Origin of the sequence: Luteolibacter rhizosphaerae, from assembly GCF_025950095.1 — a bacterium.
Taxonomy (GTDB): domain Bacteria; phylum Verrucomicrobiota; class Verrucomicrobiia; order Verrucomicrobiales; family Akkermansiaceae; genus Haloferula; species Haloferula rhizosphaerae.
In genome coordinates this window covers 309,353-323,003 of record NZ_JAPDDR010000005.1, presented here as the reverse complement: position 1 = coordinate 323,003, position 13,651 = coordinate 309,353, and the positions used below count along the sequence as shown (strand labels likewise).

Genomic DNA, 13,651 nt, shown 5'->3' with positions numbered 1-13,651 from the left:
GGTGATTGTCCAACGACAAGCCGGGAAGGGGTCTGGATCGTTCGGTGAAATCCGCTCAAGGGTTCCCCGTAGCCGCGAGGGCCTCGCGATCTTCCGGGATCACCTTCAGCGCGATCGGGCCCATGCGGACATCGGTGCCGGGAAGCACGAAGACTAGGCGGCGGACGCCGTCCTCCGGTTTCCACACACCCGTGTAGAGCGGCTTTTTGGGGGCATCGGATGCGGCGAGGGACACCGGCAGGGCCTTGTCTCCACCGGGGCGCAGGTCCACCGGTTGCCACGAGGGGGGCAGTTGCTTCTGCATCGTGCCGAGCACGACGTTCAAGGGCTTGCCGGTCGCGTTGAGCATCCGGAAAGTGCCCCACGGGAAAGAGGTGCTATTGTCCTCGATCGCGAAACCGCGCAGCCCGCTGGGAGCCTTGGGATCGGGCAGGATCAGCACCAGCGGCTGGGTCATCGCTTCGCCGACTTTCACGGGGACATCCACGGCCTTGCCTTGGGCGTCCTTCTTGTCGAGTGCGCGTAGCACCAGATTGCCTTCGGTGATGGTCACCCCCATCGGACTGGTCCGTTGGAGAGGATGGAGACCCTTGATCGGCTTCTCATCCGAGCCGCCCATCACGGCGACTTGGCGGGCGGCGATGGCGTCATCCCAAGCGAGGAAGCGCACCTCGATGGCCTCGGCCAAGGAGGTGAGGGCGATCAGGGCGGGAACGAGACAGCGGAGAAGTTGCTTCATGACTTGGCGGATATCGGAAGGTCAGACGGCGAGTTCGTCGTCGGCAAGGTCGCGGTAGGAGATGATCTCGAAACGGCGGCCGAAACGGGCGTTGATCGGGTTCAGGTCGAGCGGCAGCTCGGTGGCGTTGTCGTTGGAATCGGGGTCGAGGAGATCGGGGACGCGCTGCACCACCGCCTCGCACCAAGCGCGGGCCAGCACCTTGCCCTCGCCATCCTTTGCTTCACCATAGGCACGGACGGTGAAGGTGTCCGAGCGAACCGTGATGAAAGGACCGAGCGCGGTAAGCAGGTCGGCCTGCGTCAGCCAGCCCGGGGTGCCGGTGCCGGTGAAGGGCTCGGGCAGATTGCTGCGGAAGGGATAGCCGGTGTTGTTGAAACGCTCGACGGTGGCCTGCTGGTTCAGGTTGGCGCGATCGATCGCGGCTTGCAGCGCACCCTTCAGGCCCAGATTGCTCGATGCGAGACGGCGATTGACGAATTCACCCATCGATTGGAAGGGGCCGCGGTCGCGGACTTCCTGCACGATCTCGCGGGCCAGCACGCGGATCTGGTCGTCGGAGAGCTCGCGGAAGCCGTTCCAGAGATCCCCGGGGCTGCCGGATGGGTCGCGCAGGCGCGGCACCGGGGTCGAATTGCCGGAGTCATGGGTTCCCTTGCCGGTCACGTCCAGCTTGCTGCCGCGCAGGCTCGCCAGCATCGCGCGCCATGCGGACTCGTTCACGGAGTTCACGTTGAAGACGCCGTCCACCAGCATGTGCGCCGGGGCCCAGCGGCAGCCCGCGGAGGAGTCCAAGCGCTCGATAACCTGTTCGTTCGTCATTCCGCCGCGGTGGAGGATGTGGCGCGTGTTGCGGAGTGGATTTGCTTCCGGAGATTGGACCCAGTTCTTGATGACATCCGAGGTCTCTTGAGTCGTGCGGGCCACCTTGTTGCTATAGACGGATGGTGATCCGCCGGAGCTTCCCGGTGTCGTGCGAGGAGCGATGGAGGAGAAGTAATAACCATCCCACACCGCCGCATTCATCAGGTAGGAGTGGTCGTAGAGACCGAGACCGTTTGGCGAGATCTTCTCGGCACCGGCGGTCGTCGCCGTCTTGAGCGTGCGTGCTGCCGTGGTCCGGGAAACGAAGCCGGAGGCCCAGGCATTGCCGAACTGGGAACCCGGCGAATAGGCCGAATCGGAAAGGTCGGCGTGCTGGAATGCACCGAGCGACATCATCGGTTCCTTCGGAATCTCGAAGAAGGGCAGGTAGTCGCGGCCGCTGCCGGCGGCATTGCTCATGCCATAGTAGGAGCGCTGGCCGTCACCGGTGACTTGGAAGGCTTCGCTGATGAAGTCCGTCACCTTGTGCATGCTGGACTCGTAGTGAGGACCGGCTACGAAGGTGGTGGAACCGGAGATCATCGCGTTCACGTAGCGTTGCCGCGGGTTCACCGTGTAGACGAGGTCCGCCATCTGCCCGGACTCGCCGGCCGTGCGGTGGAAGGTTTCCAGAATAGCCACCGGACGCGGCTTTTGCTTCAGCGCGGAGCCCGTCAGGGTAGGGGTCTGGACGCTCTGGCTGCTCATCTTGCCGTTATAGATCTGAACCTCCGAGACCGTCTTGCCACGGGTCAGGCCCTTCAATCGGCCGGAGTCCTCCATCCGCACGAAGTAATGGTAGCGGGCGAAGTCGAAATCGAGCTTCGCGGACATGGTGTCGGTATTCGTGATCGTCTTCGTGATCGGGGTCCCGATGGAAGAGTTCAGGGGCACACCGATTCCGCCGCCGATGTCGATGTCGGCCGCAGAGGCGGCAGGGCGCATGAAGATCGAAGTGCGGCTCGCTTCCGGCTGCTGACGTTCGTAGCGGATCACGTCCTTCGTCGCAGGAATGAACACGCGGACTTCCCCGGGACCGATCCGGATCGGAGTGCTGGTATTGTTCGTGCCGCTACCGGTGAGCTTGCAGTAGAAGTAAGGCTCCTTCTGGCGGCCTTCACCCTTGCCTGCGCTGTCCATGCCCATGTGCCAGGACATGATGGTGCTGTAGTTGGTGCCGGTGATGTTGAAGTTGCCGAACATCGGGATGTCCATCCACGGGAAGACCACGAAGCCTTCGGATTCGATGCTCACGTTATACGGATTCCACAGGGTGATTACAGGGGTGAACACCACGTTCGGGACTCCCGCGCTATCGGCGTAGAGGCACACGAAGAAAAGAACACGGTCCAGGACCGGAGACACGGAGGTCTCGCTTCCGCGCGTCGCATCCGGCCAATAGGTGCTGGCTTGCGGGCGATAGAACGCGGAGGTGCCGCTGGCGGAACTGTAGAGGTGCTGGAAGAGGTTGTAGTGCGAGCGCAGCGAGTTGAAGGTCGGTGACGCTCCGGTCTCGAAGATGTGATCGTAGCGAACCGTCCCGTAGTTCATCGATACGGTCACCGGCGTGCCACCATTCAAGGGCTCGTAGAGCGGGACTTCACCGCGGGGGGCAGTGCCGCCGCTGAAAGGATTGTTCACCTGGCCCCAGCGGGACTGGCTGAATTCCCCGTCGCCGAGGTTGAACCCGAGCGAGAGGTCGGTCTTCAAGCCACCTTTCACCACATCCGAGAGGACCCCACGGGCATGAGCGCCGTGCTCGCGGCGGAACGCTGCCGCGCTTTCCTTGTCCAAGCCGTATTCCTCGTCGAGAATCGCCTGGTTCATCCCGAGAACTCGCCCCGAACGCTTATCCCAGCCTTCCTTCGGCTGCTTTGCCAGATCCGAGAGTCCCAGCGACGGGCCGTTCGGAGCATGGATGGCATCGTTATATTTCGCGCGGGCCAGATCGCTCCCCACGTTGATCTTGGCCTTGGTCGCTTCCTGTGTGACCGCCCAGGCCATGTTGCCGGCCATGCCGTTCTCTTCCGCCACCGGGATCGTCAGCGCCCGCATCTCGAAGCCATCCGACTTCTCGGCGAAGAGCCTTACGGATTCATCGCCCACGGGGCTCTGAGCGTAATCGCGGGTACGGAGATCCTCCGGATTCGGGCTGGAAGCCAGCCAAGTGCGGAACTTGTTCCGCTTCCAGCTATCATAATCCGGCGCAGCAGCGGTGGGCAGCGTGGTTTGGGTGCCCGCCATTGAGTCCCAGACTCCTACCAGTTGCTGCTGGCTCGCCCCCGTGCCGAGGATTGCACCATCGGCGGTGACCCGCCGGTCGTCGCCGAGCTCGTTCTGCAATTGGCCGATCGCCATGGCCAAGGCGACTCGTGCATTCGCTTGAGCCGCACGCTTGGCGTCTCCCGCGCTGGAACCGCGCAGCGAGATGTTCGCAAGAGACAGGAGACCGATCGCTAGAACGGAAAGAAGAACCATCATCGTCAGCGTGACGACGAGGGCAAATCCATCGCGACCCCGGGGCAGGGTCTTCCATGTCGGTCGATGATGATGAAATCGGGTGGGTCCGGATGCTTTCATGGCGAGCTGCTTTGTATCTGCTCCGTAATCACGCCGGTCTTGGGGCCCGGGGTTATTGCTTCTTTGCCTTTTAAGGTGTTCTTAAACTCATTTTCCGAGCGATATTCATGAATATGCTCGATAGATTCGCGGTTAATCTCTGGGGGGAGAAGATTGGGTTGGTTTCAAAACGCAGTTTCCATCCTTATCACCTGCTTTTCTGGCGTTCACCATTCTGCGGGTAAGTAAGGATACGCACGGTGAGATCTTCGAGGGCTACATCACCGCCCTCGTCGTTGGAGATGACGACGGAATCAAGCACCGCCCCGGCTTCGACTGTTAGACGGTCGAGCAGGGTGCCTTCAGTACTACTTCCCTCGTAGAAACGCACTTCGCCGGTTCCACTATCGTAGGTCACGGTCAGGTCGTGCGGTTGGAGGGCCGAGGTGCGCGTGCCACGGGAGTGCACCGCATCGGCTTCGCTCTTGATCTGCCAGTGGTGATTGCGGGACGCACGGGCCACGAGGCTGAACAGGAGACCATCCGCGCCTTTGCGTTGGAAGGTGATCCGTTCGGCAGCATCGAGGTAGCCAGCCTTGTCCCAGATGTTGGCCGGTACCCGGGTGGCGAAGTTGACCACGTAGACCTTCCGGCGGTTCGATTGCTGGTCATCGCGGAAGGGAGCCTTGAGCGTGCGCCAACCGGTGGAGGTATCCAGCTTGCCGTTCACCACGGTGGTCGGATTCATCTCCGCTTCCGCCACCCATGGCAGCCCGGTATCCGGAGTCTTCTTGTCGAGCAAGGTGCCGTCGCGGTCATCGAAATCGTCCGCAAACACCGCATCCTCCCAAGGCAAGGCTTGGACGAAGCGGTCGGTGGCATGACGCCCACCGCGGATCGTGCCCGTGCGTGTCCACACCGCGGATTCGCCCGCACGGATCTGGCGCGGCTGCTCCCCGTTGTCGCGATCGATCTCCACGGTGCCTGCGGTCACATGCGTTTCCACGCTACCGTTGCTAGCCACGTGCACGCCGAACTTGGTCCCGATATCGCGGATGATGCCACCGGGAGTGTGGACCTCGAATCCTTTGCCGCCCGGCAGGATCTGCAGGAAGACGCTGCCCTGAAGGATCTCCATCTTGCCCTCGTGAGCAATGAGGCGGACCTTGGCCGGACCCTCCACGCAGGCTTCCACGTGATTGCCGATCGACATCGACATCACGCCGTTCTCCACGCTCAGGATCTCATCCTTCTTCAGCGTGGTGATCGAGCGCGGGGTTCCGTCGATAGAGTAGCTGCAATCCACCGATGCTGTTAGAGAAGCTGCCGGCTGGGTGTTGCGAAAATAGAAGAAACCGCCCGCGCTGAGCAGTACGCAGGCAGCCGCCGCCCAGACGATACCGTTGACCGTTCTGCGCTTGGACTGACGTACCATCCAGTGGTCGTCCATCGTCTTGGCCTGCACCGAGATGTGGGTCGGCACTTCATAGCGGTCGAAGAGCATGAGGTCCAAGCCGACCAGATCGTAGTACTCGGCACGCACTTCGGGATTCACCCGCATGACCCCTTGGATCCGCGTGAAGTCCTCGCGGCTGATCGAGCCGTCGATCAGGCGATTCAGGAGGCGGTTGACTTCGTGTTCTTCCATCGGGATCAGGACTCGCGGGGAGACAGTTGGACTCGGATGCAGCGGCGCAGGTTGCCGCGGAGTTGGAACAGACGTGCCTTGAGGGTGCCCACGCTGCGCTCGGTGGCTCGCGCTAGCACTTCAAGCGAACCGCCCGACCAGTAGTGGTGGCGGATCAATTCGTCGTCCTTCGGGGTGAGCTTCTTCAAACACTCCGCCAGCGCCGTTCGGCGCTCCGGATACTCATCGATCACGGATGGCATCTCGGAAGCGAAGCACTCGATCAGGTCCGCATCGAAGCAGACGGTGCGGTCCTTCTTCTTGCGGCGCAGGAAGGTCATCACCTCGAGCTGGGCGATGCGGAAGGCCCAGTTCTTGAAGCTGGTGCCGGGGCGGAACTTTTCGCGCTTGCGCCAGAGAATCATGTTCACGGTCTGGCGGATGTCCGCGGCCGCATGCGGATCTCCGCACAGTGCCCGAATGAAATAGAACAAGTCACCCTGACAGCGGGTGAGCTCGTGCACGAAGTCTTCGAGATTGTCCTTCTTGCGATCCATTTCGTCTTGGGAACGTGGTTTCACGTGATGCAGGGGGCCTTGGTTTAGCGCGGGAGCCGGGAAAGTCAGCTTTCCCGGGGTTTCGGCAAAAATCGAAGAATCGGCCATCGCTTCGGCACAAGGCAGGATGCGGGCCGTTCTTGGAGAAAACTACCTCGGGACCTTACGTAATTATCTCCAGGGCCCTGTCGGCGTGTGTTCGTTCCAGGGGTTTCAAGCTTGGCTACCGACAACGGCTCTGCGTTGCTTTCGAGTCGAATCCCGGAACTTTCCGGACCACGCGATCTTGTCACCACCAGCGGATCAAACCCATGAGCAAGCCTAACAGCAATAAGCAGGACCTGTCACAGGAACAGCGCGCGAAGCTCTTCGCGTTGCTTGAAGCGCGCTTCGAGAAGAACATGCAACGCCACAAGGGGATCAAATGGGCCGACGTGCAATCGCGGCTCGAAGCCCATCCTGCCAAGCTCTGGTCGCTCAACGAAATGGAGGACAGCGCCGGCGAACCGGACGTGGTAGGGCATGACAAGAAGAGCGGCGAGTATCTCTTCTTCGATTGTTCACCCGAAAGCCCGAAGGGTCGCGTCTCCGTCTGCTACGATCGCGCGGGCCTTGAATCCCGGAAGGAACACCGTCCCGCGAACACCGCCATCGACATGGCCACCGCCATGGGGGTCGAGATCCTCACCGAGGAGCAGTACCGGGAACTCCAGAAGCTCGGCGAGTTCGACCTGAAAACCTCGACTTGGATCCTCACCCCGCCGGACATCCGCAAACTCGGCGGCGCGCTCTTCTGCGACCGCCGCTTCGGCCAAGTCTTCACTTATCACAACGGTGCCCAATCCTACTACAGCGCCCGGGCATTCCGCGCCTGCCTAAGAGTCTAGTTACTACGAAATATCCAGCCCACGCGGGATCTACTGGAGAAAAATCTCACCAACCTACCGGTTTCGAGATGGTGCGCGCTGCAGGGTTCGAACCTGCGACCCCATCCGTGTGAAGGATGTGCTCTACCACTGAGCTAAGCGCGCCTTGTTGCCTTGCGGCGGGGCCGAGGTTTTGCGTGAGCGGGACGGGGATGGCAAGCATTTTGGTTCGCTGAATCGCTCGAAAATTTCGCGCCCGCAGCCGGAGCTTGGCGCGGCCCCTCCGGACGCTAGCCTCGGGCATGGAAGATTCGACCTCGCCGCGCCCTCCCCGGCGGAAACGCTACTCCGGAAAGAATCCCCGGCGTTTCGAGGACAAATACAAGGAACACGCCCCCGGGGCCCATGGCGAAACCGTGGCCAAGGTGCTCGCCTCCGGGAAAACACCGGCCGGCATGCACGTCCCGATCATGGTGACCGAGTGCCTGGAAGCCCTCGCTCTCCAGCCCGGCCAGCACGGCATCGATGCCACCTTGGGCTACGGCGGCCACGCCCGCGAGATCCTCGCCCGGATCAGCCCCGGCGGCCACCTGATCGGGCTGGACGTCGATCCGATCGAGCAACCTAAAACCGAGGCCCGGCTCCGGGAACTGAGCTACGCCCCCGATTCCTTCCAAGCGATTCGCTCGAACTACGCCGGCATCCGCAAGGCCCTCGATAGCGTCGGCTGGGATGCCGCCGACTTCGTCTTCGGCGATCTCGGCTGCTCTTCCATGCAGTTCGACAATCCCTCGCGCGGCTTCACCTTCAAGGTCGACGGCCCCCTCGACATGCGCATGAACCCGCAGCGCGGCGTCCCGGCCTCGGAGTGGCTTGCCAAGGTGAAACCCGCGGTGCTCGCCGAGGCCCTGCGCGAGAACGCCGATGAGCCCCGCGCCGAGGAGATCGCCGCCGCCTTGGCGGGAAAGCATCTCACCGGCACCCTTGATCTCGCCAAAGCCATCCGCTCGCTTCCGCAACTCGCCAAGCTCGATGAGGAGCGCCTCGACCTCACCGTCCGCCGCGCCTTCCAAGCCATCCGCATTGCCGTGAACGAGGAGTTCACCGCGCTCGATTCCTTCCTGCGTGTCCTTCCGTCCTGCCTCAAGCCCGGAGGCCATGCCGCCATCCTGACCTTCCATTCCGGCGAGGACCGCCGGGTGAAAAAAGCCTTCCAAGCAGGCCTGCGCGACGGCCTCTATTCCACCGTCAGCGAGAACGTGATTGTCGCCGGGCCCGAGGAACGCCGCGCGAATCCTCGCAGCATTCCCGCCAAACTGCGCCAAGCCATCCGCGCCTGAGCTTATCTGCTCGCAGCACCCGTCCGTGCCAGCTTCTCTCCCGCCAGCCATGATGCGATTCACGATTCCCGCCATCGTCGCCGTGCTTGCCGCCCCGGCCGCCCTCGGGCAGGAGAAGCCCATGACCGAGCAGCAAGCCGCAGCCTTCTTCAAACTGGCTCTCGCCGGGATCGACCGCGAGTTCCCGAACAAGACCGGACACGTCACCACCGGCGCGGACGACCTGAAGACCCCGCGCCAGATGCACCCGGTCTTCTACGGCCATTTCGATTGGCACTCCTCGGTGCATGGCCACTGGACTCTCGTCCGCCTTCTCAAGCTCTTCCCGCAGGCACCTTTCGCCGCCGAGGCACGCAAGGTCCTCGACGGTCGTTTTACCAAAGAAGCCTTGGAAGGGGAGGCCGCCTACTTCCGCACCAAGGAGAACCGCAGCTTCGAGCGCATGTATGGCTGGGCCTGGGCACTGCGCCTCGCCCAAGAGCTGCGCACTTGGGATGATCCGGATGCGAAGCGCTGGACTGCCCACTATGAAGTTCTCGAAAAGGAGATCACCGGCTTGGCCAAGGGTTATCTCCCGAAGCTCGATTGGCCCGTCCGCTGCGGCTTCCATCCGGAGTCTTCCTTCCCGCTTGGACAGATGCTCGATTACGCCCGCTCCACCGGCGACTCGGATCTGGAGCAACTCGTGACCGCGAAGTCCCGCGCTTTCTACGGTAAGGATCGCAACTACCCCGCCGCCTACGAACCCTCGGGAAACGACTTCTTCTCCCCCGGCCTCAATGCCGCCGACCTCATGCGTCGAGTGCTTCCCGCGGAGGAGTTTTCCAAGTGGCTCACCGACTACCTCCCCGACCTTGCCGCGGGAGAGGCGGGCAATCTCTTCACGCCCGTCACCGTGAGCGATCCGACCGATGGCCATCTCATCCACCTCGCGGGCCTGAATCTGAATCGTGCTTGGACCATGCGCGGCATTGCCTCCGTCCTCCCGGATTCCGATCCGCGCCGTAAGATTCTGTTAGATTCCGCGCAGAAGCACGCTGCAGCCGGGCTGGCGATGGTCGAGACCGGCCACTACGAGGGCGAGCACTGGCTCGGCTCCTTCGCCACCTACCTTCTCAGCGGCGCGGGCATCAAATGATGCGTAGCTACCGGCATTGCACCGTCTCCCCGTTCCATCCATCCTCGCCGCGTGCCCGCCGTCACGAACATCGCCGCCTATCGCTTCGCCCGAATGGAAGGGCTGAAGGAACTGCGCACCGAGCTTCTGTCCTTCTGCAAGTCGCGCGATCTCAAGGGCACCATCCTTCTCGCACCGGAGGGCATCAATCTCTTCGTCGCGGGCTCTGAAGCTCCCGTCGGCGAACTCGTCACCAGGCTGCGCGAGCTACCCGGCTTGGAAGACCTCGCTCCGAAGTATAGCCTCAGCGACGAGCAGCCCTTCTCCCGCATGCTGGTGCGGCTGAAGAAAGAGATCATCGCCTTCGGGGTCGAAGGCATCGATCCCGCCACCTACACCTCACCCCGCATCGAGGCGAAGCAGCTCAAGCAATGGCTCGATGAAGGAAAGCCCGTCGTCCTCTACGACACGCGCAATGACTACGAGGTGAAGCTCGGCACCTTCAAGAACGCCATCCCTGCCGGCATCGATCACTTCCGGCATTTTCCGGATGCAGTCGCCAAGCTCCCCGCGGAGATGCGGGATGCTCCCGTGGTCACCTTCTGCACCGGCGGCATCCGTTGCGAGAAGGCCGCGCCCTTCATGGAGCAGGCAGGCTTCCGCGAAGTGTATCAACTCGAAGGCGGCATCCTGAAGTATTTCGAAGAAGTCGGCGGGGATCACTACGATGGCGAATGCTTCGTCTTCGATCAGCGCGTCGGCGTCGATCCGGCTCTCAGCGAAACCGGTTCCGCCGTCTGCTTCGCCTGCCAAGCTCCTCTCGCCAAGCATGAGCAGGAGGACCCGCGCTACCTCGCGAATGTCTCCTGCCCGCATTGCTATCGCTCGGATCAGCAGCGCTTGGACGATCGTATCGCGATCCGTCGCGCAGCGCTCGCCCGCGTGACCAATCCATTGCCCGGCAGCGTCCCTTACGAGAACCGTCGTCCCATCCGTGTGCCCGCGCACTTGGAAGGAGCCTCGATCCTCGCGATCCTCGAAGCCTTGTTCCCTCAAACCTCTCAGGAGACCTGGTTGGGAATCCTGGCAAGCGGTCTCGTGCTCGACCCGAAAGGCAATCCCGCAAGCCCCGAACAAACCGCGAGGGCAGGGGAGGAGTGGATCCGCATCTTCCCCGGCACCATCGAGCCTGAAGTGAATGCCGATATCCGCGTCCTGCACGAGGATGAGGCCATCATCGTGCTGCACAAGCCCGCGCCGCTACCGATGCATCCCAGCGGCCGCTTCAACCGCAACACGCTTTCCCATTTCCTGCATGAAGCATGGCACCCGGAGAAGCCGCGTCCGGCCCATCGTCTGGATGCGAATACCGGCGGCGTGCTCGTTTGTGCCCGCACACGCCACTTCGCGAAGTTGCTCCAACCGCAGTTCAGCCGTGGCGAGGTGGCGAAAACCTACCTCGCCCGCGTGATCGGTCATCCGCCGGAAGATCGCTTCACCATCGATGCACCCATCTCCGATCAAGCCTGCGGTCTGGGCGCACGTGAGATCGACGAGGAGGGACAAGAGGCCCGCACGCAATTCCGCGTCCTCAGCCGCGATGCCGATGGCAGCAGCCTTCTGGAGGTCACGCCTCTAACAGGTCGCACTAATCAGATCCGCATTCATCTCTGGCACACCGGCTTCCCCATCCAGGGTGACCCCGTCTATCTGCCGCATGCATCCCGCGGTGACACCCAGACCTTGCCACTCAATGCGCCGCCAATGTGCCTGCATGCGTGGAGGATCTCCTTCCTGCATCCGCTCCATGGCACACGCTCCACCTTCACGGCGGAGCTGCCTGCGTGGGCTACACCAGCTTGAGGATCTCCCGCAGATCATGGATCACATGGTCGGCACCGCTGCCATCCAGACTCCTCCCGCGGAGACGCAGGGAGTTCTCGTCTCCGGCGAATAGCGCCGTGAGGAAGCCGCATGCTCGCGCCGGCTCGATGTCGTTGCGCACATCGTTCCCCACATACAGCACCTGATTCGCCTCGATGCCGTTCTGAGCCAAACGTTCACGCACCGCCTCGAAGAGATAGGCATCCGGCTTGGCCCTCCGCTCCAGATAGGAGAAGCAGCAGAGGGCAGGGGAGATTCCCGCGTCTAACAGACCTTTCCCGATGCATTTTTCTAGCACCGGCACCGTGTAGAACTGGGCATTCGAGATCAGCCCCAAGGCCAGCCCTCGCCCCTTTAGAGACTCCAGAGTCTCCGCTGCTCCCTCCATGGCTGTCACCGGATTGCTCCGCTGTTCGGCCTCCATCGATAGCTTCTCGATCTCGTCTCCCGTTCTCCCGGGATTCAGCGCCGCATGGATCTCCCGGATATCCACCTCGGGGAAGGGATGAGGCGAGGCCGCATGAGCCTTCGCGATCTCCGCCCGCAAGGCCGGGTCCGGATGGATCTCACCGGCATCCGATCTCAGCAGCGTGCCGTAGATGTCGAATAGCACCGCCCGGATGCTCACGTGCACAGGAAGTGGAAGGAGCCCGGCTTCAGGAATTGGTTCAGCACCTTGTGCTTCGGCACATACTCCGGCGCCGCCGGCTTCACATCCATCACGGAGCTGTAGAGCTGCTGCAATCTTCCTGCATACGCGTCGGGAGCATACGCCGCCAGATCCTGCGGCTTCGCGGTCGGGCTAGTTTGTTTGAGAGTCCTGCGCAGCCAGGTCCGCAGCGGCTGGGTCTCCGCGCGGGATTCCACCAGCACTGCATCCGCGTCTTCCCCCGCGAGGATCCGGTGGATCACCTGCCGTTGCAGGTCCTCGGGAAGGTTGCCGAAATCGAGATAACCCTTGTGATGCATCGCCGCGAAGGACCGCTCCAGATGCTCGTTGGACATCGCTTGGCCATAAGCCTCAAGCGTTGACCGCAGGCTGCGCACCAAGCGCTGCCGCAGCGTTTCCATCCCGACCCACCCCACTGGAACTAGCAGACGGTCGTAGAGCCTTCCCGGCACGATTCCTGCCTCGGCGAAGTCGTTCGTCACCGCGGGCAAATTCCGTCCGAGCAGAGGCTTACCCATGGCCACAGGTTCCAAAAACCCGAGGCCGAATCCCTCCGCCACCGAGGTGGTGATGCAATGAGTCGAGTGCCGCAGCCAGCCCGCGAAGCTCCGTTGCGCCTTGGGCGCAGGCGACAGACGCCCGACGACATCCAGCATCACCGGCAGCCCGGTATCGTTGGCGAAGGCCATCCACTCTTCATGCACTGCCTGCCAGCGGATATTGTCCGGGCCTAGCGTCACGGCATAGCGGGTGCCTTTCGGTGAAAGTGCAGCGAGCAGGAAGAGCTCGCCCAGATTCTTCCGCCGGATCCCGCGCACCGGGTAGAGCACCAGCGCTTGCTCCGCCGCATCCTCCAGCGGCTTCACCGCCGCAGGCGCCGTGATCGCATTCGGCAGCAGCGCCGCTCGTGCCGCAGGCAGTCCCGCGGAAATCAGATTCGCCCGGTCCCGGGAGTTGATGAAGGCATGCCGGATCCGCGGTGAATGCGGGTAGAGCGTGTCCGCATCGGCGATCACCGGATAGTTCTGCGAGCGCCCGTCCTCGGCGAAGTCGTGGAACTGCAGGATCATCGCATCCCCGGCCTCGGCTAGGATCGCCACCGCCTCCGCCATGGCCCGGTTCCGACCCAGCGAGTGATTGTGGAAGTGCCACACGATCGGACCCGGCCCGAGCACGGAAGAGGCTGCCGCCCGCATCGCTTGCACCAGTTGGATCCCGGTGATGCCGCCTGGCTCCGTTCCGTAGCGCAGTCCCTCCACCACTTGCACCGGCAGCTTGGCCCCGCTCTCGTCCGGTTCCCCGCTCAGGATCACATGCGGCACCCCGGCGTCCGTGAGGCAGCGGGAGGCGGTATGGATCACGCGGGTTACGCCGCCGCGGTGGAGGTGATAGTGAACGATGGCGACGGAGTAAGGCGGGATCATGGCA

Annotated in this window: 10 protein-coding genes, 1 tRNA gene and 1 pseudogene; 5 read left to right on the top strand and 7 right to left on the bottom strand. The window is 62.7% G+C overall.

Annotated features, from left to right (window positions below; all coding sequences use genetic code 11):
- Positions 1 to 55: 55 nt before the first annotated feature.
- From OJ996_RS11635 to OJ996_RS11620, 4 genes are all read right to left on the bottom strand, one after another.
- A complete protein-coding gene (locus tag OJ996_RS11635) occupies positions 56 to 739 on the bottom strand; it encodes a hypothetical protein (protein ID WP_264513754.1) in 684 nt (227 codons plus the stop codon).
- A 21-nt stretch (positions 740 to 760) separates the two neighbouring features.
- Positions 761 to 4,183, bottom strand: coding sequence for a pilus assembly PilX family protein (locus tag OJ996_RS11630; protein WP_264513753.1), 3,423 nt, complete (start codon positions 4,181 to 4,183; stop codon positions 761 to 763).
- A gap of 187 nt (positions 4,184 to 4,370) precedes the next feature.
- Positions 4,371 to 5,810 carry a FecR domain-containing protein gene (locus tag OJ996_RS11625; protein ID WP_264513752.1) on the bottom strand — a complete coding sequence of 480 codons (1,440 nt, stop codon included), beginning with the start codon at positions 5,808 to 5,810 and terminating at the stop codon, positions 4,371 to 4,373.
- Positions 5,811 to 5,815: 5 nt separating this feature from the next.
- Positions 5,816 to 6,370: a sigma-70 family RNA polymerase sigma factor gene (locus OJ996_RS11620; protein WP_264513751.1), complete on the bottom strand. Its 555-nt coding sequence runs from the start codon at positions 6,368 to 6,370 to the stop codon at positions 5,816 to 5,818.
- A 287-nt stretch (positions 6,371 to 6,657) separates the two neighbouring features.
- Here OJ996_RS11620 and OJ996_RS11615 point away from each other — a divergent pair, with 287 nt between their 5' ends.
- On the top strand, positions 6,658 to 7,233 hold the full coding sequence (locus OJ996_RS11615; RefSeq protein WP_264513750.1) for a DUF4256 domain-containing protein: 576 nt from the start codon (positions 6,658 to 6,660) through the stop codon (positions 7,231 to 7,233).
- A 69-nt stretch (positions 7,234 to 7,302) separates the two neighbouring features.
- Here OJ996_RS11615 and OJ996_RS11610 read toward each other — a convergent pair.
- Positions 7,303 to 7,377: transfer RNA gene (locus tag OJ996_RS11610), tRNA-Val, on the bottom strand.
- Between the two features lie 137 nt (positions 7,378 to 7,514).
- On the opposite strand from OJ996_RS11610, the gene rsmH reads away from it, so the two are divergent.
- From rsmH to OJ996_RS26635, 4 genes and pseudogenes are all read left to right on the top strand, one after another.
- A complete protein-coding gene (gene rsmH / locus OJ996_RS11605) occupies positions 7,515 to 8,552 on the top strand; it encodes a 16S rRNA (cytosine(1402)-N(4))-methyltransferase RsmH (protein WP_264513749.1) in 1,038 nt (345 codons plus the stop codon).
- Between the two features lie 49 nt (positions 8,553 to 8,601).
- Complete coding sequence (locus OJ996_RS11600; protein WP_264513748.1) at positions 8,602 to 9,690, top strand: DUF2891 domain-containing protein; 1,089 nt, start codon at positions 8,602 to 8,604, stop codon at positions 9,688 to 9,690.
- Positions 9,691 to 9,741: 51 nt separating this feature from the next.
- Positions 9,742 to 10,563: pseudogene (locus OJ996_RS26640) on the top strand (sulfurtransferase); the annotation flags it as partial.
- A 48-nt stretch (positions 10,564 to 10,611) separates the two neighbouring features.
- Positions 10,612 to 11,532 carry an RluA family pseudouridine synthase gene (locus OJ996_RS26635; protein WP_486624554.1) on the top strand — a complete coding sequence of 307 codons (921 nt, stop codon included), beginning with the start codon at positions 10,612 to 10,614 and terminating at the stop codon, positions 11,530 to 11,532.
- Here OJ996_RS26635 and OJ996_RS11590 read toward each other — a convergent pair.
- Together OJ996_RS11590 and OJ996_RS11585 are read right to left on the bottom strand one after the other, a co-directional pair.
- Positions 11,519 to 12,181, bottom strand: coding sequence for an HAD family hydrolase (locus tag OJ996_RS11590; RefSeq protein ID WP_264513746.1), 663 nt, complete (start codon positions 12,179 to 12,181; stop codon positions 11,519 to 11,521). The genes OJ996_RS26635 and OJ996_RS11590 overlap by 14 nt on opposite strands.
- Positions 12,178 to 13,647, bottom strand: coding sequence for a glycosyltransferase family protein (locus OJ996_RS11585; RefSeq protein WP_264513745.1), 1,470 nt, complete (start codon positions 13,645 to 13,647; stop codon positions 12,178 to 12,180). Before OJ996_RS11585 ends, OJ996_RS11590 begins: the two co-directional genes overlap by 4 nt.
- Positions 13,648 to 13,651: the final 4 nt, after the last annotated feature.

What these genes read in the sequence shown, in the direction of transcription:
- OJ996_RS11635 (WP_264513754.1), bottom strand. Translation starts at nt 739, where the DNA reads ATGAAGCAACTTCTCCGCTGTCTCGTTCCCGCCCTGATCGCCCTCACC.
- OJ996_RS11630 (WP_264513753.1), bottom strand. Translation starts at nt 4,183, where the DNA reads ATGAAAGCATCCGGACCCACCCGATTTCATCATCATCGACCGACATGG.
- OJ996_RS11625 (WP_264513752.1), bottom strand. Translation starts at nt 5,810, where the DNA reads ATGGAAGAACACGAAGTCAACCGCCTCCTGAATCGCCTGATCGACGGC.
- OJ996_RS11615 (WP_264513750.1), top strand. Translation starts at nt 6,658, where the DNA reads ATGAGCAAGCCTAACAGCAATAAGCAGGACCTGTCACAGGAACAGCGC.
- rsmH (WP_264513749.1), top strand. Translation starts at nt 7,515, where the DNA reads ATGGAAGATTCGACCTCGCCGCGCCCTCCCCGGCGGAAACGCTACTCC.
- OJ996_RS11600 (WP_264513748.1), top strand. Translation starts at nt 8,602, where the DNA reads ATGATGCGATTCACGATTCCCGCCATCGTCGCCGTGCTTGCCGCCCCG.
- OJ996_RS11585 (WP_264513745.1), bottom strand. Translation starts at nt 13,647, where the DNA reads ATGATCCCGCCTTACTCCGTCGCCATCGTTCACTATCACCTCCACCGC.